The sequence below is a fragment of the Sphingobacterium detergens genome (assembly GCF_003610355.1).
GTDB classification, from domain to species: domain Bacteria; phylum Bacteroidota; class Bacteroidia; order Sphingobacteriales; family Sphingobacteriaceae; genus Sphingobacterium; species Sphingobacterium detergens.
Genome location: NZ_RAPY01000001.1, coordinates 211,376 through 231,833 on the forward strand (window position 1 = coordinate 211,376; position 20,458 = coordinate 231,833).

General features: G+C 45.4%; 21 protein-coding genes. 11 read left to right on the forward strand and 10 right to left on the reverse strand.

Features of this window, described 5'->3' with window-relative positions; all coding sequences use genetic code 11:
• The first annotated feature begins 11 nt into the window (after positions 1 to 11).
• Both DFQ12_RS00920 and DFQ12_RS00925 read left to right on the forward strand, forming a co-directional pair.
• Positions 12 to 1,385, forward strand: a complete 1,374-nt coding sequence (locus tag DFQ12_RS00920; protein ID WP_120257155.1) for a RagB/SusD family nutrient uptake outer membrane protein — start codon at positions 12 to 14, stop codon at positions 1,383 to 1,385.
• An 18-nt stretch (positions 1,386 to 1,403) separates the two neighbouring features.
• On the forward strand, positions 1,404 to 2,666 hold the full coding sequence (locus tag DFQ12_RS00925; protein WP_120257156.1) for a TlpA family protein disulfide reductase: 1,263 nt from the start codon (positions 1,404 to 1,406) through the stop codon (positions 2,664 to 2,666).
• Positions 2,667 to 3,071: 405 nt separating this feature from the next.
• Here DFQ12_RS00925 and DFQ12_RS27895 read toward each other — a convergent pair whose 3' ends face one another.
• The 3 genes from DFQ12_RS27895 to DFQ12_RS00940 form a co-directional block, all read right to left on the reverse strand.
• Positions 3,072 to 3,314: a hypothetical protein gene (locus tag DFQ12_RS27895; protein ID WP_147420304.1), complete on the reverse strand. Its 243-nt coding sequence runs from the start codon at positions 3,312 to 3,314 to the stop codon at positions 3,072 to 3,074.
• Positions 3,315 to 3,433: 119 nt separating this feature from the next.
• Positions 3,434 to 4,444, reverse strand: a complete 1,011-nt coding sequence (locus tag DFQ12_RS00935) for a helix-turn-helix domain-containing protein (protein ID WP_120257158.1) — start codon at positions 4,442 to 4,444, stop codon at positions 3,434 to 3,436.
• 50 nt (positions 4,445 to 4,494) lie between these two features.
• A complete protein-coding gene (locus tag DFQ12_RS00940; protein WP_120257159.1) occupies positions 4,495 to 4,896 on the reverse strand; it encodes a hypothetical protein in 402 nt (133 codons plus the stop codon).
• Between the two features lie 459 nt (positions 4,897 to 5,355).
• On the opposite strand from DFQ12_RS00940, the gene DFQ12_RS00945 reads away from it, so the two are divergent.
• The 6 genes from DFQ12_RS00945 (at position 5,356) to DFQ12_RS28020 (ending at position 9,276) form a co-directional block, all read left to right on the forward strand.
• Positions 5,356 to 6,357, forward strand: coding sequence for a hypothetical protein (locus tag DFQ12_RS00945; RefSeq protein WP_147420305.1), 1,002 nt, complete (start codon positions 5,356 to 5,358; stop codon positions 6,355 to 6,357).
• 1 nt (position 6,358) lies between these two features.
• Entirely contained in the window at positions 6,359 to 6,766 is a 408-nt protein-coding gene (locus DFQ12_RS00950) for a helix-turn-helix transcriptional regulator (protein ID WP_167457160.1), read from the forward strand.
• Between the two features lie 613 nt (positions 6,767 to 7,379).
• On the forward strand, positions 7,380 to 8,024 hold the full coding sequence (locus DFQ12_RS00960; RefSeq protein ID WP_120257163.1) for a DUF6266 family protein: 645 nt from the start codon (positions 7,380 to 7,382) through the stop codon (positions 8,022 to 8,024).
• A gap of 1 nt (position 8,025) precedes the next feature.
• Positions 8,026 to 8,430, forward strand: a complete 405-nt coding sequence (locus DFQ12_RS00965) for a DUF5675 family protein (RefSeq protein WP_120257164.1) — start codon at positions 8,026 to 8,028, stop codon at positions 8,428 to 8,430.
• A 368-nt stretch (positions 8,431 to 8,798) separates the two neighbouring features.
• Positions 8,799 to 9,116, forward strand: a complete 318-nt coding sequence (locus tag DFQ12_RS00970; protein WP_120257165.1) for a hypothetical protein — start codon at positions 8,799 to 8,801, stop codon at positions 9,114 to 9,116.
• Positions 9,103 to 9,276, forward strand: a complete 174-nt coding sequence (locus DFQ12_RS28020) for a hypothetical protein (RefSeq protein ID WP_167457162.1) — start codon at positions 9,103 to 9,105, stop codon at positions 9,274 to 9,276. Before DFQ12_RS00970 ends, DFQ12_RS28020 begins: the two co-directional genes overlap by 14 nt.
• A gap of 152 nt (positions 9,277 to 9,428) precedes the next feature.
• Here the strand turns inward: DFQ12_RS28020 and DFQ12_RS00975 are convergent, their stop codons facing one another.
• Positions 9,429 to 10,271, reverse strand: a complete 843-nt coding sequence (locus DFQ12_RS00975) for an AraC family transcriptional regulator (protein WP_208642406.1) — start codon at positions 10,269 to 10,271, stop codon at positions 9,429 to 9,431.
• Between the two features lie 88 nt (positions 10,272 to 10,359).
• On the opposite strand from DFQ12_RS00975, the gene DFQ12_RS00980 reads away from it, so the two are divergent.
• Genes DFQ12_RS00980 through DFQ12_RS00990 form a run of 3 tightly spaced genes read left to right on the forward strand, consistent with a single transcriptional unit; the run spans position 10,360 to position 12,923 of the window.
• A complete protein-coding gene (locus tag DFQ12_RS00980) occupies positions 10,360 to 11,307 on the forward strand; it encodes an NADP-dependent oxidoreductase (protein ID WP_120257166.1) in 948 nt (315 codons plus the stop codon).
• Positions 11,308 to 11,319: 12 nt separating this feature from the next.
• Positions 11,320 to 12,285: an alpha/beta hydrolase gene (locus tag DFQ12_RS00985; RefSeq protein ID WP_120257167.1), complete on the forward strand. Its 966-nt coding sequence runs from the start codon at positions 11,320 to 11,322 to the stop codon at positions 12,283 to 12,285.
• Positions 12,282 to 12,923: an NAD(P)H-dependent oxidoreductase gene (locus DFQ12_RS00990; RefSeq protein WP_120257168.1), complete on the forward strand. Its 642-nt coding sequence runs from the start codon at positions 12,282 to 12,284 to the stop codon at positions 12,921 to 12,923. Before DFQ12_RS00985 ends, DFQ12_RS00990 begins: the two co-directional genes overlap by 4 nt.
• A gap of 85 nt (positions 12,924 to 13,008) precedes the next feature.
• Here the strand turns inward: DFQ12_RS00990 and DFQ12_RS00995 are convergent, their stop codons facing one another.
• From DFQ12_RS00995 to DFQ12_RS01020, 6 genes are read right to left on the reverse strand one after another with little or no spacing between them, the layout of a single operon-like run.
• Positions 13,009 to 14,445 (reverse strand): AMP-binding protein, encoded by a 1,437-nt coding sequence (locus tag DFQ12_RS00995; protein WP_208642407.1) that lies wholly within the window; start codon positions 14,443 to 14,445, stop codon positions 13,009 to 13,011.
• Positions 14,432 to 14,671 carry an acyl carrier protein gene (locus DFQ12_RS01000; protein ID WP_120257169.1) on the reverse strand — a complete coding sequence of 80 codons (240 nt, stop codon included), beginning with the start codon at positions 14,669 to 14,671 and terminating at the stop codon, positions 14,432 to 14,434. Before DFQ12_RS01000 ends, DFQ12_RS00995 begins: the two co-directional genes overlap by 14 nt.
• A gap of 6 nt (positions 14,672 to 14,677) precedes the next feature.
• Complete coding sequence (locus tag DFQ12_RS01005; RefSeq protein ID WP_120257170.1) at positions 14,678 to 16,075, reverse strand: MATE family efflux transporter; 1,398 nt, start codon at positions 16,073 to 16,075, stop codon at positions 14,678 to 14,680.
• A gap of 11 nt (positions 16,076 to 16,086) precedes the next feature.
• Positions 16,087 to 17,451: a lysine N(6)-hydroxylase/L-ornithine N(5)-oxygenase family protein gene (locus tag DFQ12_RS01010; protein ID WP_120257171.1), complete on the reverse strand. Its 1,365-nt coding sequence runs from the start codon at positions 17,449 to 17,451 to the stop codon at positions 16,087 to 16,089.
• Positions 17,452 to 17,478: 27 nt separating this feature from the next.
• Positions 17,479 to 18,933, reverse strand: coding sequence for a GNAT family N-acetyltransferase (locus DFQ12_RS01015; RefSeq protein WP_120257172.1), 1,455 nt, complete (start codon positions 18,931 to 18,933; stop codon positions 17,479 to 17,481).
• Complete coding sequence (locus tag DFQ12_RS01020; RefSeq protein WP_120257173.1) at positions 18,914 to 20,446, reverse strand: pyridoxal phosphate-dependent decarboxylase family protein; 1,533 nt, start codon at positions 20,444 to 20,446, stop codon at positions 18,914 to 18,916. The genes DFQ12_RS01015 and DFQ12_RS01020 overlap by 20 nt, the downstream gene beginning before the upstream one ends.
• Positions 20,447 to 20,458 lie beyond the last annotated feature (12 nt).

The following is a 20,458-nucleotide window of genomic DNA, read 5'->3' on the forward strand; positions in this document are numbered from 1 at the left end:
ATAATACGATTATGAAAAAAATCAAATTGCTATACTATTTTCTTACATGGGCGGCTATAGGATCATTGCTTTCATGTAACGGCTTTTTGGATGTAAAGCCGGATGGAAAGATGGTCGTTCCGGCTACCTTAGCGGATTGTGAATTGTTGTTGAATGACTTTACAGTCATGAACTGTAGCTATCCCAGTAATGCTGATGTCTCTGCGGATGACTATTTTCTTCCGGATAATACCTGGAAATCCATACCTGTATTGGATGACAAAAATTATTATTTCTGGTCGGATGATGCTCCGGTTTTATCCATCCAATGGGCGAATGCGTATAAGGTAGTCTATACGGCCAACCAGGTTATTGCAGTCTTGAATAATATCGCTCCCGTTGAGGATAACAAGATCAAGTTCAATCAGACCAAGGGGGCTGCTTATTTCTTTAGGGCTTTTACTTTTCATCGGTTGATGGCGAGTTATGCCTTGCCTTACGATCAGGCGACAGCTGACAAGGAGCTAGGGATTCCCTTAAAGCTGGAGCCAGATCTGGAAACAAGTTCCACCCGTTCTACGATGGCAGATAGCTATAAGCAGATTATCAGCGATTATAAGATTGCTGCCAATTGTCTTGAAAATGGGACTCCATTAAAAGGAAGGCCGGGTAGATCCGCGGCCTTTGCGGGATTGGCAAGACTGTATCTGGAAATGCAGGATTACGAAAAGTCATTGTTGTATGCCGATTCAAGCTTAATGCTTTCTGCGTCATTGTTAGATTACAATACGTTGAAAGCAAATTCCAATGCACCGATACCTGCCTTTAATGCAGAAGTGCTCTTTTCGGCTTCTACAGTATTTAGTTATGCTTTAATGCAGGGCTATGCCCGTATTGATTATGACTTATACAATAGTTATTCGGACAATGATCTCCGTAAAAAGATCTTTTTCATGAAAAACTATGATCTGCCGGAGATCAGTTATGATTTTAAAGGATCTTATAATAATACACAGTCAGGCAATTTTGTAGGGATGACTTCCAGTGAGATGTATTTGGTCAAGGCGGAAGCAGCTGCGAGGCTGAACAAGCTTGATGTCGCCAGATCAGCGATCAATAGCTTACTTGAAAAACGCTATATGATTAATTTGTATCAGTCTGTAACCTTATCGGATCAGAAAGAATTGTTACGATTTATATTGACCGAACGCCGAAAGGAATTGGTCTTCCGAGGCTTGAGATGGGCAGATTTCAAACGATTAAATCAGCATACAGATACACAGGTCACGGTGAAAAGAACAATTGAAGGAAAAAACTATGTATTGCAGCCTGGTAGCACCAGATATGCACTGTTGATTCCACTTGATGTAATCTCTGCTTCACATATTGAACAAAATAAACGCTAAAATATAAATTCAAAAAAAATGAAAAAATTATTAATATTGATCATACTTACTGTTTCAACACTGTCGGTTTGGGCGCAAAATGCTAAACTGGATTTAAGTCATGCACTGAATATAGGAGATCCATTGTCCGATTTGCCGACTTCACAAATCATCAATTATAAAGGGGAGACCTTTGACTATTCAAAGAGTAAGGGAAAATTGCTTCTACTGGATTTCTTTAATACGGGCTGTTCGAGTTGTATTGCCAAGATGCCAAGTTTGGAAAGATTCCAGAAAGAAATGAATGGTCAGCTCGAGGTCGTGATGGTAACGAATGAAGATAAAGCCACAATGAAACAGTTTTATAAAAACAATAAGTATTTAAAGGAGCATAAGTGCAAATTGCCGACAATTGTCTCTGATACCTCATTGATTAAACTGTTTCCATACAATTCGGTATCTCACCTGGTTTGGATCTTTGATCATCAGGTAAAAGCGATCAGCTATCCTGATCATGTTACCCAAGAAAATATACAGAAAGTAATAAAGGGCGAGGAGGTGGTGATTCCGGTAAAAAATGATTTCGAAGTCGTTGAAATCCAGGGAAGCGGTAGTTTGACAGATACGACAGACACTGCTTTGATTGGACAGGTAATGCTATCGGCTTATAACCCGAAGCTTACACTGCATGGTCTAAAAATTGAGTACGACTCAATCACCGGATTGCAGACCGCTTATATCAATAATGTCAGTATAATAGGGGCATTCACCTCCGCCCGAGCCGTAATTAAAGAACCAACCTATTTTTTAATTAAAGATCGCTATGAATGGCATGTGAAGGATTCGTTAGCATATGAATATTTCGAGTCGGAAACTAATCCTTACCGCCTGTGGGCAGAGAAAAATGCAATCTGCTACAAGCGTGTTAGTAAAAGGAAACTGTCAGACAGCACCTGGGCAAGGCTCATTATGCGTGATATAGCTGAGTTTTTGGATATAGAAGTGAGTTGGGAAATTAGGACGAAACCCTGTTTGGTGATAAAAAATATGGAAAAGGGAGAACGGGCCGTACCTCAAAAAAGTAATGTTTTTCAGGAAAGTGGAGCTTTGGCTTTGGGGTTGGATTTTTCCGGAAGATTTCACCCGACCATTGACGAAGCAAATTATAAGGGCCCATTAACACTTCCATCTATCAAGGGAATCAAAGACTACAAGGAATTCAATCCCTATCTATTGGGTTATGGATTGATGATTAAGGAAGAATTGCGTGATATTGAAGTACTTGTTGTGAAAGAGCGATAAAACCAGAAAGGGCGCTTATTGAGCGCCCTTTTTCAAACCACTTTTCTCGGTTACCTAAGCTTTTAGGGTAACTGTAGGTGGGTTAGAAGTCCTGCTGTTCAAGGCTCTAACCATTGCTTGTAAAACTGCAGTGTTGATTACGGGATGCCCTGTGCCATCATCTGTCGCAGTGATCGAACAAACTTGGTTCGTACCACTTGGACAAATTGGAGATGCATTTGGCGTGTAATCTTGGGGATCCGTCGGATCGCCACCACTGTTTAATTGAAATAATGCCATGTTGCAAAATTTTAATTAGTCAAATCTTGTTGATTAATCAGATATATCCAAGATGTATCCGGTTTCACAGTATACTGCCGGATGTGGCTGAAACGCCTTACGATGCCACACCTTTTTAAGTAAATGCTATATCGTACCGCCTCGCGGGAATGTTGTAAACCTACGTCCGTGCCGGTCACGTACAGGGCCGGCACAGCAGCAGGTCGCCCGTCGCAGGAGGTTCATCTTTGAAGGACCAGAATACTTCAAGTGCAACAATTGTGATGGCCACTGCCGATATGAGGTTCTCAAATCCGCGGCGAATGGTTTCTCATGTAAAGAATGCATCCTGACTCGTTCTGTACGCTGTATATGCTCTTGCCCTGTCATACTTTTTTGATTATAAATTCACCCAGTCCTAGGGGTATATATTTCATTAATCCTAAGATAGAGGCAAAAATGTCCTGTTTTTTGATTGAATACAGACTTTGATTTGGTCAAACCCATAATTAATCTCCAGCCTTGGGCGGCAATATCGATCTGATGTATTCACTCGGCGTCAGGCCGGTATGTCCCTTAAAGAAATGGCAGAAGCTGGACTGGTCACTAAAGCCGCATCGGCTGGTGGTTATTTTGATCGATAGACGCTGCTCGAGACAATGTTTGGCTTTTTTCAATAGCTCCTGACTACTATACGCTTTGATCGGTAGCCCATAGCGCTCCTTGTGGAGATAATTTAAATACTGAGATTCAATAAATAGGCTTTCGGCAATATGGCTGATCAACACAGGTCCGTCAGTTTCGGCAATCTGGGTGCTGATCAGCTCCCGTGCCAGACGTACGATCAGATCGGGGTGGCGCAATAAGCCCTTTGCTTTGAGCATTTTGTCTTTGCTCAGATAAAGCAGCTCCTGAATTTTTTTTAGGATACATAATTTCGGGATCAGGGGCTTTTTAAGCAGTTCTGTGCTTAGCTCGCCGAGGATACGCCGGGTATGCTCCATGGCTTCAAAGTCGAGGCTTACCCGATATTGAGGTTGCTGCTGCCTATTGGCTCCCACAATCTCATCCAGATAATCAAAGCCCGACAATCCATTCAGGTCAAGTAGCTCCAGGGGTAATGTAAAACCTTGGAGATGATACTTGCCGGGCTCAAAATGCAAGGTAATAATCGTAATGGGGGCATAGAAAAATGCCCCATGAAAAGGACGGAGGTGAAACTCTTCCTGAACCTGGGGCTGATGATAGTGCACGGGCTGCCGCCCCTCCAAGTGATAAAGTAGGTGGGTCTGTGGGCTTATGATCTCAAAACTGATATGGGTAGAGGCGCTGGCCTCGATGAGGTAACTGTAACTCTCGAGATTGCCTGTTTTTAAATATTCTTCATAAATTTCGATTTGATCATTGCGAAGCAGTCTTGTTCGGCTACCTGGTAGCCGTTGAATAAAGGATTTTGTGAGCGTACTCTTGCTCACAAAATCCATTTCTGCTTCTATCAACTTGAATGACTCGGATGGCATATAGCTGTTGATTTTGGAGAATTTCCATGTTTGTTTCGGAGAAACATGGATTAGCGGTATGCTGTATTCCGGTAAACAATGCGGATAGAAAAATAACCGGTCGGCAATAAGCTATTGGCGACAGGTGGGGTACTGGATGAATTGTATCGTGATAGGATGATGTCCTTGGGTGTATCTTCCTCCTCATCGACTGAGCTGCTTTCTTTTTGGAAATCGACCGCTAGATCATTATTCCAGCTTTCGGCGATTCCGATGCTCAATTCGGTTTTGAGTGCGAGCGACATCGTATTCAGATATTGGATCTGGCTGAGGCGTAGCTCAAAATAATTCAGCATAAAGCCGACAAGATCGCTCATGACAAAGTCGATAATAACAAGACGCTCGACATAAGGGAGGGCCAATACTTTCTGTTGCAGATCGTTTACATCTGCTTGGTCAAATGTTCTTTTCATATTTATTCTGTTATGTAAAACCACAAATAAATCGGCTAAAACCACGGAAAACAAGTGTTTGGATCAGATATGACAGGATTCCGTATATTTTTACGGAATGTTTCAAAGAGCAATAAAGTGTTATTTAAAAGAAATTTTGTAAATTTGAGGTAAGTATTTTTTTAAGACCTGATGTTGATGGACAGTCGATGATGAAATAGGATTCTGATAATCAACCTGAAAATGTCAGTTTATTTGTTTTAAAGCCAATTACCTAACCAATTTGTAATCATTATGCGATCTGGTAAATTAAATAAAAGTAGAAGGTTGTTTTCGTATTTATTAAAAATTGCTCCTGGCCGATGGGGCCGAATATTTTTTTATCCCCTATATATTTTCTTTTGCTTTATCATTGCTTTGATCATAAATCTGGGTTCCGCTGGTAGCAAGCTGGTTGACCGTATCCAAAACAAGCGCTTTATGTCTGTATGGATCGGTACGGTTTTGCTGCTGCTGGTCTACGCTATGCTGATCAGCTATATGCATACGGCCTTGGTGGGTCGGCAGAGGTTTAGTAGGAATGCCAAGCTGAATTTTATGATTTATCTGCTCTGCTCATCCTGTGTTGTCCTCGCTATTCACGGGGTTGTACTGGAAGTATTGCTACCTGACAGACCAGGATTAATCTTGCTTTCGCGATGGTATCTGGCGACTGATTTTTGGTTTTTCTTTCCGATCGTGGCCGCGTATATATTGTTTGTGCATCGGTTTCCAAAATGGGTATTGCTGGACTGGCAATCTTTTGGTCGGGTGACGATTCGTCTACCGGAGTCGAAACCTCAGCTCGATCGACATCCAGCGCCACTTTTATTAGAGATTGGAACCGGAACTTGTGAAAATCAAGATGCCTGTGAGCATGCGAATGATCAGCTGGAAAAGAGCCCAAGGCAGCTCTCTTGGGCTAATGTCCAGACGACAGAGATGGATCTCCCCTCTTTGACAAAAGCAGAATCCCAGGCTACGCTGCTCAGTCTATGGCAGCGCGATCGGGATCGCCTGGCACTGATGGTATACCTCTTGCGCAAATGGGAGGGTGAAGGGCTGATAGATAGTAATACGATAAAATGCCTGCACGCTGTGATCATCTATAAAGAACAGCGTACGGCGGATGTGTATACGCATGATGGCAAATTCTGCCGGATAGACGTGACCACAAAAGAGCTGCAGGAAAATCCCTGGCTGGTAAAAATACGGGCGCGGGTGTATGTCAATATGTTGTACTTTCGGGTGCCTGTAAACCTGCCTAATAAGTTGGAAATCAATGCTGAGATAAAGGAGAAACTAGAACGGTGGTTGCCGGAGGACAAGCTCAAAAGGTTGATCACGCCCTCTCGTGACCTCAGCAAAAACTTAAAAGATTTTTGGGGAATATTAAAATCGCTGGATGAGACAAAATTGGAGAAAGAGTTTAATCTGGCTTAAAATGGATGTATTGTTTAACGCTGTGGTGATGGGGCCCCTGTACAATGCCCATTGTGCGAAGCGGCTCGTTTCGGCGACCAGCATGTCTAATTGCATGGTTATGTTACATTTAATGAACCGCATATGTGACCTTTTGGAGGTCATATCTTCTTTGCTGCAAGCAATCTTGAAGTATATAACAGAGGAAATGAATAAAGTTCCTGCGGGAACAGTGGAAATACCTGCCGAACTGGAACATATGCTTGATATCGCTCATGTACTCGATAAATTGGGTATCTCTGAATCAAAGTATTATCGGCTGGTCCGCGAGGGAAAGCTCAGGCCGAGGAAGCTTGGCAAACGGCATTATTATTACCCATCAGATCTGCATCAGCAGCTTGAAGAGAGTAGGCGGAAGGGGCGGATTTAACTTGTTTTCTAGGGGGAGCCATTCGGCTCCCTTTTTAGTATTGGGCATTTTGCCAATGCAGGTTTATAAAATATATTTTTATTTTTTCAATCGCTGGGTTACGTGCTGGATTTACCGGCACATTCCTGCCGATATCCAGCTCGCCTTCGAGAGCGCTCCGGCTCTCGTTTGGCTCCGCTCCGGGACAGCTTCGGCCCATGCTCGGGTCTTCTTTGGGTGGGCTTCGAGAGCTCTTCGGCTCGGCTTCGACTTCCAGCCGAACAGTACCCGAACAGCAGCCGAGGCGGAGCCGAACCTGTCTGCACCCCGAGTCGAGCAGGGCCCGAAGGGCAGCCAATAATTACCCCAATAGTAGCCGGGCCATCGACCTCGTGGGATGGTAAATTCCAGGTCTTTCCTAATGCCAAATTCCCTGAATGGCTGCGCCAATCTCTTATCAAACTCTCAATCTATTGCTGTAATCTGACAGGCAATGACAGTGCTAGCAATCATTTAAAATCAATCCCTGTAATTCTTCGTTTAAGGCCAAAAGTCCTCCTAATTTAGCTCTTGCTAGCAAAACAAAGACTGCTCATGACAGTCGTAATTATTTATAAATCAAACATGTATAATCATGGCAAGATTCTTAAAAGGTATACACGGGGCCTACTCTGGGAAAGTGGGTAGTGTAATAGGAAGCAGTTGGCGAGGAGTGGATTATGTCCGCTCACTCTCCAAGATCTCAAACAAAAAAGCAAGTGAAGGACAGATCGCCCAACGGGCTAAATTTGCGATGGCGGTAGCCTTTCTGTCGCCGATCATGGATCTGCTCAACCTGGGCTATTCGGACAAGTTGCAGGGAAAAGCAACGGGTTACAACAAGGCGCTGCAATATCTGATGAACAATGGTGGAGTGACGGGTACTTACCCAACGCTGGAAATCGATTATTCAAAGATCGTTATTGCCAAAGGCTCATTGTCCAATCTGATGGCGCCCGAATGGTCAGAACCTTTTCCGCAGGAGATCGCGCTGACATGGGCGCCGGAGCTCAACAAATACAACTCCTTTGCTGATGATTCGGTCATCCTGTTGATGTACAACAAGAATAAGAATTTCTTCAGTATTCTGGAGTCTTCGACAAGGGCGGCAGCAAATCTGAATTTCACGCTGCCAGCAAGCTACTCAGGTGATGTGCTCGAAGGCTGGGTCTTTACAGGCCATCGTGATGGCGTCAAGACTTCACCGAGTTTCCACCTGGGCGAACTGACCATTAGCTAACATGGCTGTCCAACACACCCTGCTGCTCCAACGAAAGTATGGAGCACAGGGAACCAATGGAACCGTCAGCTATCAGGGGGAGCATATCTGCCATACGATTGAATTGCCAGATCTGAACAACCTCCCCCGGATCAGCTGTATTCCTGTCGGTCGGTACAGGCTGGAAAAGCGGCGTTACCCCAAACATGGGGAGCAGATCGGTATCCCCAATGTGCTGGGCCGTGAAGCAATACTGATCCATGCAGCTAACAATGCGATGAAAGAACTGCATGGCTGTATCGCACCGGTGACGACCTTAACAGGTGAAGGTACTGGTGATTACAGTGGTAAGGCCTTGGCAAAGCTCAAAGCGCTGGTGTATAGTCTGTGGGATATGGGGGATGAGGTGTATTTGAATATTCGATAACAATGGGAGGACATGAATTTGCGCTGCATTCCTTTGTGCCATCTCCTTAGCAATCTGACGGCATAAATCAAACTCACTCCGTTCAGACAGTGATTTATGCTACCGTCATATTGCGTCAGCGATAGGCAGTCGAAATGCTATGCTTTGAATTCTTTGTCCTCTCATATTGCTCGAATAGAGAGGAGGATGGTTGGATGACGGTCTACCGCTATATTCCTTGGTACAATTGCTTTTGCAAAATGGCTAAATGAATTCAAACTCACTTCGTTCAGACAAGAATTCATTTTTAACACCATTGTACTTCATCAATTTGCAGTCGGAATATAAGGCTTTGACCGTTCATCCAGTCTCTTTAAAAACTAATATGTATGAAAAAAATCTTAAACAAAATCGGGCAGGTACTGCAGGTGGTCCTCGCAGCGCCGCTCAAACTACCGGGAAAGGCGGGGAATATATTAAAGTACATTGCGCTGGGACTGGGAATACTGGAAACGGTCCTGGAAAAAGAGAAGGACTCGTCGGAGGAAGTTTCTGACGATGCTGATCAAGGGGCGAGGTCAGTGCAGGGATCCTCACCCGAACAGCAGGCTGATCCGCCAGCGAAAGAGCCGAATGGTACGGATCAAAACGTAAGGACCAACGGGGCTGGGACCGGAGAAAGGAGTGAAGCCGATGAAATGGAATGATATCCGGATCTCAGCCATCGGAGGTACTATCTGTTCCATCTGGGCTAGTATTTCTTTGGGTGATATATTGCAAACAGTGCTGACTGCTGCGCTGGGTACGCTTGTCAGCTTTGCCACAAGCCGCATGATCGGTAGATGGAACAATAGGAGACGAAAATGATACTTGATGGTATTAACTGAGTAAAGCGCACTCCTGCAGTGCGCTTTACTTGTTTAAGTCCAATTTGCCTTTCAATTCCGTCTATGATATTCGCTTGGGACACGCCAGCCGCATACTTGTCGATACAACATTGGGTAATGCACCTCCAAGTATCAATCAGCAACTTTAATAGCTGAATCACGGTATTGCTTTAAACTCATTCCTTGGTGTCGCTTGAAAAACTTATTGATATGACTTTCGTCTGCAAAACCAAATTCATCCGCTATTTCGTGCACTCTTTTATCGCTAAAACGTAAGCGATGTTCGATAAGCCTGATGCGATACGAGGAGATATATTGCTGAAGGGATTCATTGCATTGTTTACGAAAATAGCTGCCCAAATAAGTGGGAGAAAGATCGAATCTTTCCGCTATGACAGCGATTGTCAAACGTGCTGGATAACGAATATGTTCTTGAATATAATCCAATATCTGCAAGATACGATTGTCTGCATGTGGACTTATATTTTTGGGTTTAATAATGGCAATATTTCGTGCAGCAATGACAATCAAAGCATTGACTAAATGCCGAACCAGATCTTCTGTATATACAGATTCTTGGATGAGCGTTTGTTGTAAGTGTTCAATCAATGAGCTAACCATTTTCTTATCTTCTTGGTTGATCAACACAGATCCAGATAAATCCGACGCATTGTATAACAGACATTCGATATGATCAATACTTTTCCATTGATATTCTCGCACATAGTATTCTCCGAAACGGATAACCATAAATTCACAAATACGATCAAGATTAAATGAATGGTAATCATTTGGCGTGATGAGAAAAAGATCACCGGGCTCAAACGGAAGTTCATTACCATTGATGCCATGTACCCCATTCCCAGATAGTACATATACAAATTCAAAAAAATTAAACTGTCGATCTCGAAGTGGACAACAATTTACTTTTTCATAATACACCTCCAGCGATTTAGAAATATTCTCCCTTGCCATAAATGCAAATATACCCAAATGTACTCGATATATACCTGTTAAACGGTGCTATATAGGGTTAATTTTGTATAATTCAACGTAAGTATAAATGAAAGCGATAGTTTTAAAAGAGTTTGGAGATACAGAAAATCTCCTTTACAAAGAGATTGAAAAGCCTTTAATTTTGGCTAATGAGGTTTTGGTCAAAGTGAAAGCTATAAGTATTAATCCAGTAGATTGTAAAGTAAGAAATCGACGAGCTCCATTGGCAGAAGATTTGGCACATTTTGACCCTTTAATTTTAGGCTGGGATATTTCGGGAGAAGTTGTGGAGATAGGAGCAGATGTTACCGAATTTACAATTGGGGAAGAAGTATTTGGTATGGTCAATTTTGTAGGTCATGGAAAAGCTTACGCCGAATACGTGGCAGCTCCAGCTGATCACTTAGCGCTGAAACCCAAAAACATCACGCATATTGAAGCAGCGGCTAGTACAATGGCTGCCTTAACGGCATGGCAAGCTTTTGATAGTTATGGAAAACTGAGATCAGCAGATAGGGTATTAATTCACGCTGCTTCAGGTGGTGTTGGTCACTTTGCTGTACAGATTGCCAAATATTTGGGAGCCTATGTGATTGGCACTGCATCTGCCTCAAACAGGGATTTTGTTTTGGGATTAGGAGCTGATGAATGTTTTGATTACAGATTGACGCCATTTGAAGAGGTGCTACACGATCTTGATTTTGTAGTTGAAGCGATTGGCGGAGCTAACTTTCAAAAATCCGTGCAAGTATTAAAGCCATTCGGAACCATTGTAGCCTTAAATTCAGGATACACAATCGAGGATGAACAGAAAGCAAAGGAAAAGCAACTTCATGCCTGCTATTTTATGGCGGTATATTCCAGTAAAAAAGATATTGATATTATAGCTTCTTTTTTGGAACGAGGTATATTAAAACCACACGTTTCGCATGTGTTCGATTTTGATGAAATGGCTCAGGCACATTTGCAAATAGAAACGGGACGAACTGTAGGGAAAGTGGTTGTCACTTTATAAAAATTCAACTTTATGTCACACATCATAAAAAACATAGATAAAGAACTCGGACAAGCTATATTGGATAGTCCGTATAATGCAATTGATTATGAAAGATTACTGATCAATGATCCAATTCGCATCAGAAAAGAAGAAGAGGATTTGTCCATAAACGAGATTTCTCTTGATATTCATCAACGATTAGAAGTTGACAACATCGCCATCCTATCAAGTGATGCATTAAGGAAAATCAGATGTAGATTTTATCGCCCAAAAGGAAAAGAAGATTTGCCAATATACCTGTTTTTTCATGGTGGAGCATTTATCTACGGTACACCAGAGCAGTACGATTGTATACTTTGTCAGCTGTCTTTAGAAAGTAATATGTTGATAGTTTCAGTGGATTATAGATTAGCTCCAGAAAATCCTTTTCCGGCTGCGATGGAAGATGGCTACGAAATCTTGTTATGGTTATCCCAACAAGCAAACCAGATAGGTGGTGATTCGAATAAAATACTTATTGGCGGAAGCAGTGCCGGAGCGACAATCGCCGCTTCCATTACACATTTGGCAAGAGAAAAGAAGGATGTTCATATTCAACATCAATACCTGCTTTATCCGGTCATGAGTAATCAATTACAGACAGATTCTATGCGCGAATTGGCCAATGCACCTGTACAAACACGAACAGCAGCCAAGTGGATGTGGAAGCATTATTTGCAAGATAACATAGAAAATGTGCCAAAATATGCTATACCACTTTCAGAAAGAAATTTCGACGGGTTACCAGCAGCTACTACCATTGTTTGCGAATTTGATCCACTGAAAGATGAAGGGAAATTGTATGCTGAAAAACTAAATAACTCGGGCGTTTCAGTTCATTTATTGGAAATCAAAGGGGCTGTTCATGCTTTTGATTTCTTTGATTGCACTTTGACAAAACACTTTTACAAACAACAGATAGCCTTGTTTAAGAATATCATAAATACATTGAAATGAAGAAAATACTCGTTATAAACGGACATCCCGATAAAGAAAGTTTCAATACAGCCATTGCAGATAAGTACATAAAAACAGCGCTGGATTTAGGAGCCGAAGTCCGATATATTCATATCGGAGCATTAAATTTTAATCCCAATTTACAATTTGGTTATCGGCAAAGAATGGAACTTGAACCTGATCTGCTGAAGGCTTTAGAAGATATTCACTGGAGCGATCATCAGGTGTGGATTCATCCCATTTGGTGGCTGGGCATGCCTTCGATTATGAAAGGATTTTTTGATAGAGCTTTTCTTCCGGGAATTACTTTTAGAAGGCATAAAAGTCAACCAACCGAAGGTTTGCTAAAAGGAAAAACAGGACATATCATCACTACGGCTGGCGATATGTCGTTGGAAGTGTACCAAGATGTTTATAAATCCAGTGGACTCGTTCAGTTACAAAAAGGCATTTTGGAATATTGTGGATTAACGATCATTCAACATAATTTTATAGGTCCTGTGCACGAATTCAATGAGAGGGATTATCAAGAAATATTGGACAATGTGAAAGCAATTGCGCAAGCAGATACAAATCTCATCGCTAATTATGATAACAAATTTCATCCACATGAGCATACTGAAGAAGGTGTACAATGAATTGATAGGAATGGACAATCTGCTCTTTCATGGACGGATGCCAAAATTAGTCCAGCACGCGGAAAACAGCGTGCCGGACTTATCATCAATGTACTAACGCGTTGGAATCGCTCAACAGCGTTGTCATGGCATGATAATCTATTTTTCCATTGCTGGTCCGTAATATCGAGGTCAGCTGCTGAAAACGAATCACCTGGGGCAGGATATGCACCCGCTTAAACAGCAGTTCTTTGATCGTTTCCTGCTGAATGTTTGGGTCTACATAACAGATGCTGATGTATTTATCCGAACTGCCTACACAGACCAGTTCTTTGCCGGGAAACTGAGCCGCCAGCAATTGTTCTACTTCATCCAGATTGATCCGGATACCAAAAAGTTTGACAATCCGCTTGAGCCGTCCGGTAATATAATAGTAGCCGTCCTGGTCCTGACGGGCCAGGTCGCCCGTGGCTAAGGACTTGGGCGGATCAAAATGTTGAAGATCTGCCAGCCCCTCGGCATAGCCCCCAAAAACATTAGGGCCCGTATAATGAAGCTCGGAGCTCTCCGGATCGATTGTAAACTGGCCATTTTTAATGGGTTTGCCAATCGCGCCCAGTTTATCCAGCAACTGCCCGGGCGGAAGAAAGGACATCCGGGCCGTAGCTTCGGTCTGTCCATACATCACAAAGAAGTCAAGCTGTTTCTCCTGTGCATACTGGGCAAATTGGGCCAGTAAGTCCTTGTTGAGTTTGCCTCCAGCCTGGGTCAGGTAACGCAAATGGGGATGTTCTTTCTTCAGAAATCCCAGCCGGGCAAGTAGCTCATAGACATAAGGGACGCCGGCAAGGCTCGTGTAGCCGAAACGTTCCATTTCTCGCCAGAATTCCTTTTGCATGACTTCACTATTGGTACAGACCAGTTTACCGCCTCCGATGGAGTTACTTGTAAAGACCGACAGTCCGTAGGAATAGTAGAGGGGGAGATTTAAGGGGGTCACATCCGTGGGCCTGATCGGTAAATAATCCAGTATGGATAGGGCATTGGCAATCATATTTTGCTCCGAGAGCTTCACAAATTTGGGTGAACCCGTTGTTCCCGATGTGCTGAGCAGAAGCTTTAAATCTGGATGCAGTTGCTGCTCAAGCTGCCTGTCGGCATAAAAAAGTCCGGCTTTGTGACGCCAAAGTGCTTTGGTATATCCTTTTAGACTGCCACGCTGTGGGTCGTAGATCAGATTGGGCTGGTAGCGCAGCTCAAGCCGCTCTTTGAAAGGAACGGCCATATTGGGCGGCAACAGTGCAATGGCCCAGTTTTCCCGGAAGAAATGGAGCAAGAGGCTGACGGATTCAATCGAGTTGTCGAGGTATAGAAAGGCGAGTCCCCGGCTGCAGGGCAGCGCAAGGGAAGTCGCTAGATCACTGAGGCTATAACGATCGCCATGGGTATCCAGGTAGCGGAGTGACTTGTTGTCGCTCAGCAACTGGTATAAATTGCTTGGTGAAGTGCTGATCATATCATTAAGGGATTTAGATGCTGACATCGTATTTTTTTAAGACGCTGGTGATACGCTGATAACTGGACATCTCCAGGATATCTTCGGTTTCAATCTGGATCTGGAAGGTTTCTTCCAGCGCGGCAATCAGAAAAAGATGCGACATGGAATCCCAGGCGGTAATCCCTTGATAGGCTAGATCGCTATGAATGGCGTTCGCCGGGATGGATAACCCTTGCGCGAAAGCTTGATGTAATTTTTCGGTATTGTTCATTTCTTTTTAAATTTTAATTTTCTTCCAGTTTCCCTTTTTGAAAACCAGCACACAGGCGGTCGCCAGCACGATCTCCGACAGGGTAATGGCGACGAAAATGCCGGTAGACTGCCAGTTCAGGCTGATCGCCAGTAGATAGGCCAGGGGCAACTGGACAATGTAAAACATCAGGATATTTAATAGGGATACGGTGTTGACTGCTCCTGAGGCATTCAGCGAACGTGAAATCACCATGGTATACCCAAAGAAAAAATAGGCAATGGCCATATATTTCAGGTAGGTAGCCGTGGTCTGCAGGATCAGGGGGTCTTTGGTGAAAATAGCCGCCAAAGACTCGCCGTAAAAAAGTAAGAGTGCAGCCATCAGACCGAGGTAACAGAGATTGGCCTTGCCCGTCTTCCAGACGGATTCCTCCGCCCGCTCGGGCTGGGAGGCTCCCAGATTTTGTCCGGTGAGTACACCTGCAGCATTGGCGATGCCCCAGGCGGGCAATACCGTAAACATAATGATGCGGTTGGCCAATATATAGCCGGCCAAGGTGCTCTCCCCGAGTTTGGCGACAATCATAATCATCAGAAAACGGCTGGAGGAGGGGATCAGGTACTGCAGGGTGCCCGCGGAAGCTAATCTCAGGATACGCTGGATCAGTGCGGGGACGAGAAGCAGTTGCTGTATGCCTATGCGTAGTCGCCGGTTGCGGAAGAGCAGGTGCCAGAGCTGATAGAGCACCACAATAAAGTTGGCACTCACCATAGCGATCCCGGCGCCCAGAATTCCTAAAGCGGGAAAGGGGCCCAATCCATAAATCAAGGTGGCACAGAGGATCAGGTTCAGCGCATTGGCGATCAACAGCGCCCGCATGGCGCGGGCGGCATCGCCGGATCCACGAAAGATACCGTTTAAAATAATCCGTAAGATCATCAAAAATGCGCCAGCAAACATCACCTGGGTGTAGCGTGAGCCATAGGCGATCAACTGCTCGTTCGCGCCGGAAAAGCGCACAATCTCGGTACTGAAAAAGTAGGCCGCCAGGCTGCAGCATAGGCCAATAAAGAGTCCTGTATAGAGGATCTGTATGGCGATAAGACCGGCTTCTTTCGGTTTTTGCTGCCCGATACGGCGCGAGATCATAGCCGTGGCGGCAATACCCAGCCCCGTTGCGACGGACTGCATCAAGATCAGCACCGAATTATTGATGCCCACGATGGTAATGGCCTTTTCCCCCAGGCTGCTCACAAAGAGTAGGTCGACAATGACAAAAAGGGACTCCAGGCTGAGCTCCAGCATTGTTGGAATGGCCAGCAGGAAGGCTGCCCGATTGACGTTGCCCCGTGTGAAGTTTTGCTCCGTTCCCTGCAGGGCAATCCAGAACAGCTGCACAAAGGCTTTAATTTTGAGTAGCATACCTGATCGTATTAAGCTTTTTCAATCTGTGGATCTGCAAATACAGCCCTGCTGTCTTTTTTTTGTAGCGCTGCTGACGAGGCTGTCGTGCCGAAGGACTGAAAGGCAATGGCCTGCTCCACGGGATAGACGCTGCGGCCGAGGATTTCCCGAAGGATATAGGAGTTGCGGTAGGCACCCATACCGAGGTCGGGTGTGGCAATACCATGTGTCTGGAGCTCGGCATTCTGCACAAAGATCTCCTGCTGATGCTTGTCAATGGCATAATTGCGCGCTACCTGAAACGTCCCCTTGGATGTCCGTGCAATGCGCGCTTGTATATTGCGCAGAAAAGCGGGTTCCTGGTATTTGTAACCCGTGGCCATAATCACAAAATCCGTTGGGATCACATAGCTGTCTTCTTGCTCTTTCTGTACAAAATGGAGCTGATAGCTGCCGTCGACAGCGGTCTGCAGATCCTGCAATTCGCTGTTGGCAATCAGTTTCACGTTGACGTGCCCATCGGCAGTTTCCATGGTATAAAGTGTATTGAAAATTTCATTGATCAAGTCGTAATTGATCCCTTTATAGAGGATGCTCTGTTCTTTCAAGAGCTGGTCGCGCTTCTGGTCGGGCAGCGAATAAAAATAATCCACGTACTCTGGCGAAGTCATTTCCAGGGTAAGCCGGGCATGATTTTCCAATGGGAAGAAGCGGTCCGAACGTGTCACCCAGTTGAGCTGTAGACCATTGCGGGTATAGGGCAGCAGGTCGCGGACAATTTCGGCAGCACTTTGTCCCGAACCGACAATGCTGACTGAACGCTGCTGTAACAATTGCTCCTTGTGATAGAGGTAAGATGCGGTATGGATCACGTTGGCCAAATTGCGGTTCTTGATGAAAGCTGGCATAAAGGGTGATGTGCCTGTGCCCAATACGATTTTTCGGGTGATGTATTGTTTAGTCTCTTGGGTACTTTTATTCAGCACCGTCACTTGGTAGTGTGGATCAAGATAGACGATATCCAATACCTCGTGGCCGAATTTACATTGCTCCAGCTGCTCGGCAACCCATTTGCAGTATTGGTTGTACTCGCGGCGCAAAATGAAAAAGTTCTCGCGGATATAAAACTTATAGATCCGCCCACTCTGTTTCAGGTAGTTGAGAAAGGAATAGGGACTGCTGGGGTCGGCCATGGTCACCAGGTCCGCCATAAAGGGAACCTGTAAGGTGGCATCGTCGAGCATCAGGCCCAGATGCCAGTTAAACTGCTCGGTGCGATCAAAGAAGATGGCTTTACAGTCGGCTATGGGTTGTGTCAATGCCGCAAGACCCAGGTTAAAAGGACCGATGCCAATGCCAATAAAATCATATGTGTAATTCGTGTTGTTATCCATTTTTTGTTTTTTTAAGTGTTCGTTTCCTTAATAGATCTCAGTTGCTTCCGGATAGGTTTGCTTCAGTTCGGGTTCCAGCTCCTGGGGTTTGTTGGCCGGAAATTTCTCCCAGTACCACTCCCGGTAGCAGAAATTGAGATGTGCCTTTTTATGGGGCATCTCAATAACGCCCTGCAACTTAAACCCGACATGAATTTTATTCATCAGGGCTGCCATGGATTCGATGGCGCCTTCGCCGACCAGGCGGCCTACTTTGGGCTGGGCGAACAGCCAGCTCAGGATGCTCTGCATGGTCAGCGAGGGGAACTTTTTCTCCTTGTCTGTTGGGGCGATAAAAAGATGGGTGCCATAATCTGTTGGCAGCACATCGAAATAGTTGCCCACGATATCGCGGGTAGCCCAATAGACCTCCATATTAAAGGTCGGAATGCCATTGATCTCGCCGATGTACGCATGACCAGCTTTGTCGGCAAGCAGGCTACGGTAAAATTGTTCCAGCCGGGGGAGATCCCAGTTCATCTGCCAGATGGCTTTGGCATGATCCCGGTGAAACCAGCGGTGTACCATCTCCAGATCGCGATCCAGGTCGAAGGGCCGAATGCTGACCGTCACCTGCTCGTTGAGGTAAGTTTTGGAGAATACGGGCTCAAGTCCCTGGGGTCTTAACAGCGTGGCATCCCAATAAACCTCCTGCAGTGGATTGGGCATGCTGCAGCTGACCTGTGCTGAATCCCTGGCGAAGCGGTCCCGGATATTAAAATGACGCGCCGTAATCAGAAAGGCTGCTACTGGATCTTGCTGTTTAAGGGATCGCCGCTTATAATACTGATATGTCAATGTGATCAGGGCTTCTTCATCCTGTAAGCGATACCGGCCGATCAAGCCGATTAGTCGGAACAGATGACCAATAAGGACGAGTTCAATCCATTGGGCCCGGGCTGCGGGATCGTCGCCGGATATTTCCTTCCCCTCGATTGTTGCCGGAAATCCGTTTTCATCGACCGTCAGGACGGCGTCCGGTAGCTTGTAGCCCAAAATCCGGAGGTACTGGTGAAACCAGTGCAACACGGCTTCTCGGCGGTGGAGCCGCCGGCTTGCGCTGTATTGCTCGATATACTGAAGTATGGGGGCTAACTGCTCCTCGGGCATGTCGGTAGAGGCCAAAGCGCCCGCTGTTATGCCAGCGAGCGTACAGAAGCGGGCCAGGGTCAATTCAGTAATGGTTTTACTGGCCAGCTGGCGCTCAAAGGCCGGAAACTGAAACTGATGTTGGTCCAGGGCTGAATCATAGACCAAGGGAATATAAACCTCGGTGGATGTTTCCGGAAAATCGATCCGTATATGCATTTCTGTAGTCGATTTCGCCAGATAATGGGCCAGCGTGGCATCATATCGCGGAATCCCCCGATAACGGGTCCAATTGGCATACTGCCGACAGTAGGCATTGAGCAGTCCCTCGAATTTAATTTGATTGCTGTCCATGCTGCTGTCCCGTTACTTTGATTTTGTGAAAGATATCGTGGAGGTCCGCAGTCGTCAATAGCGGGTTGAAAATGGTGAATTTGAGGTAAAACTTACCATTGACTTTCGTGCTGGCGAGCAGTACTTCGCCACTGTGAAACAGTTGTTTTTTGATCTGCTGGTTGACGGCACAGCGTTGTTCCTCGGGCAGACCTTCGGGGGCGTAGCGGAACAGCAGGATGCTGATATCCGAATCGCTTAGCAGCTCCAGGTCCGGATCGAACCTGACAATCTCGGCGGCTTCCTTGCAGCGGCTGATCAAGGTTTCGATGTATTCACCTAGCTTGTTGCGTCCCATCAGCCGAAGGGTGAACCAGAGTTTAAGAGCATCAAAACGACGGGTGCTCTGCGTAATCGATTTGTTGATCTGCGCGGGATACTCTTCGTAATCCTGATCTTCGGGATTCAGGTAATCTGCATGGTGTTTGATGATCTGCAGCAATGTTTTGTCGCGCACAATAAAGGCACTGCCACTAATAGGCTGAAAGAAAGATTTATGGTAGTCGATGGTCACCGAATGGGAGCGTTCGATGCCATTGAGCAGGTATCGATAGGTATCGGTCAGCAGCAGACCACAGCCGTAGGCCGCATCGACATGCATCCAAAGGCCATATTGGGCGGCAAGATCGGCGATGTCGCTCAGGGGATCAATATTTCCGAAATCTGTGGTGCCGGCGGTACCGACAATGGCAATGGGGATATTGCCGAGGGCGATTTCAGTTTCAATGGCCGCTTCCAGGGCGTCCATAGACATCCGAAATCGGCTATCGGTCGCTACCGAAACAATACTCTGCTCACCCAATCCCATCAATGCCGCATTTTTCTGATTGCTAAAATGGGATTTTTCGGATACGAAAATACGGAAACGGTGTGCTGCCAGTGGGTTGCCATCCTGTTTGATGTTGTGTCCATAGCGGTTGAGCGCAAAATGATCGCGGGCAAGAAGTAAGCCCATCAGATTGCTTTGGGAGCCACCCGCCGTAAATATCCCATCGGCCTCAGGGGCATAACCGATCTGTTGTGCGGTCCAGTCGATCAGGCGACGTTCCATCAGCGTACCACCTGCACTCTGGTCGTAGGTATCCTGTGACGAATTGATGGCACTGACCAGCACCTCAGCCGCTAAGGCCGGGATGACAACGGGGCAGTTGAGATGGGCAATGTAATGGGGTAAATGAAATGCAGTGGCATGCTGCACATACAATTGGTCGACTTCATGAAAAAGCTCCTGATAGGAGGTGAGGGGGACATCGAGGTCTACCTGTTCAAAGAGCAGGTTCAGCTGGCCCGGACTGATACCACTGAAAGGCTTTTTCTGACGGTTTAAAAAAGTGATCACAAGTTCTTTGGCTTGGTTTATAGCAGCCTCGTAGTCTGCACCGCTATGTTGGCTAAAGATGTCTGCAAACAATGACTGTTCAGGTAATTGCGTGGAAATAGCTTCGACGGATGATAATTGAAGTGTGTTGTCCATGATCTAAGTTTT

Coding starts and splice junctions, on each gene's coding strand:
- DFQ12_RS01015 (WP_120257172.1), bottom strand. CDS start 18,933: ATGGACAGCAATCAAATTAAATTCGAGGGACTGCTCAATGCCTACTGT.
- DFQ12_RS28020 (WP_167457162.1), top strand. CDS start 9,103: ATGAAATGGAATGATATCCGGATCTCAGCCATCGGAGGTACTATCTGT.
- DFQ12_RS00950 (WP_167457160.1), top strand. CDS start 6,359: ATGGATGTATTGTTTAACGCTGTGGTGATGGGGCCCCTGTACAATGCC.
- DFQ12_RS00975 (WP_208642406.1), bottom strand. CDS start 10,271: ATGGCAAGGGAGAATATTTCTAAATCGCTGGAGGTGTATTATGAAAAA.
- DFQ12_RS00985 (WP_120257167.1), top strand. CDS start 11,320: ATGTCACACATCATAAAAAACATAGATAAAGAACTCGGACAAGCTATA.
- DFQ12_RS27895 (WP_147420304.1), bottom strand. CDS start 3,314: ATGACAGGGCAAGAGCATATACAGCGTACAGAACGAGTCAGGATGCAT.
- DFQ12_RS00965 (WP_120257164.1), top strand. CDS start 8,026: ATGGCTGTCCAACACACCCTGCTGCTCCAACGAAAGTATGGAGCACAG.
- DFQ12_RS01005 (WP_120257170.1), bottom strand. CDS start 16,075: ATGCTACTCAAAATTAAAGCCTTTGTGCAGCTGTTCTGGATTGCCCTG.
- DFQ12_RS00925 (WP_120257156.1), top strand. CDS start 1,404: ATGAAAAAATTATTAATATTGATCATACTTACTGTTTCAACACTGTCG.
- DFQ12_RS00945 (WP_147420305.1), top strand. CDS start 5,356: ATGTCTGTATGGATCGGTACGGTTTTGCTGCTGCTGGTCTACGCTATG.
- DFQ12_RS01000 (WP_120257169.1), bottom strand. CDS start 14,671: ATGAACAATACCGAAAAATTACATCAAGCTTTCGCGCAAGGGTTATCC.
- DFQ12_RS00920 (WP_120257155.1), top strand. CDS start 12: ATGAAAAAAATCAAATTGCTATACTATTTTCTTACATGGGCGGCTATA.
- DFQ12_RS00935 (WP_120257158.1), bottom strand. CDS start 4,444: ATGCCATCCGAGTCATTCAAGTTGATAGAAGCAGAAATGGATTTTGTG.
- DFQ12_RS00940 (WP_120257159.1), bottom strand. CDS start 4,896: ATGAAAAGAACATTTGACCAAGCAGATGTAAACGATCTGCAACAGAAA.
- DFQ12_RS00980 (WP_120257166.1), top strand. CDS start 10,360: ATGAAAGCGATAGTTTTAAAAGAGTTTGGAGATACAGAAAATCTCCTT.
- DFQ12_RS00990 (WP_120257168.1), top strand. CDS start 12,282: ATGAAGAAAATACTCGTTATAAACGGACATCCCGATAAAGAAAGTTTC.
- DFQ12_RS01020 (WP_120257173.1), bottom strand. CDS start 20,446: ATGGACAACACACTTCAATTATCATCCGTCGAAGCTATTTCCACGCAA.
- DFQ12_RS00970 (WP_120257165.1), top strand. CDS start 8,799: ATGAAAAAAATCTTAAACAAAATCGGGCAGGTACTGCAGGTGGTCCTC.
- DFQ12_RS00960 (WP_120257163.1), top strand. CDS start 7,380: ATGGCAAGATTCTTAAAAGGTATACACGGGGCCTACTCTGGGAAAGTG.
- DFQ12_RS00995 (WP_208642407.1), bottom strand. CDS start 14,445: ATGTCAGCATCTAAATCCCTTAATGATATGATCAGCACTTCACCAAGC.
- DFQ12_RS01010 (WP_120257171.1), bottom strand. CDS start 17,451: ATGGATAACAACACGAATTACACATATGATTTTATTGGCATTGGCATC.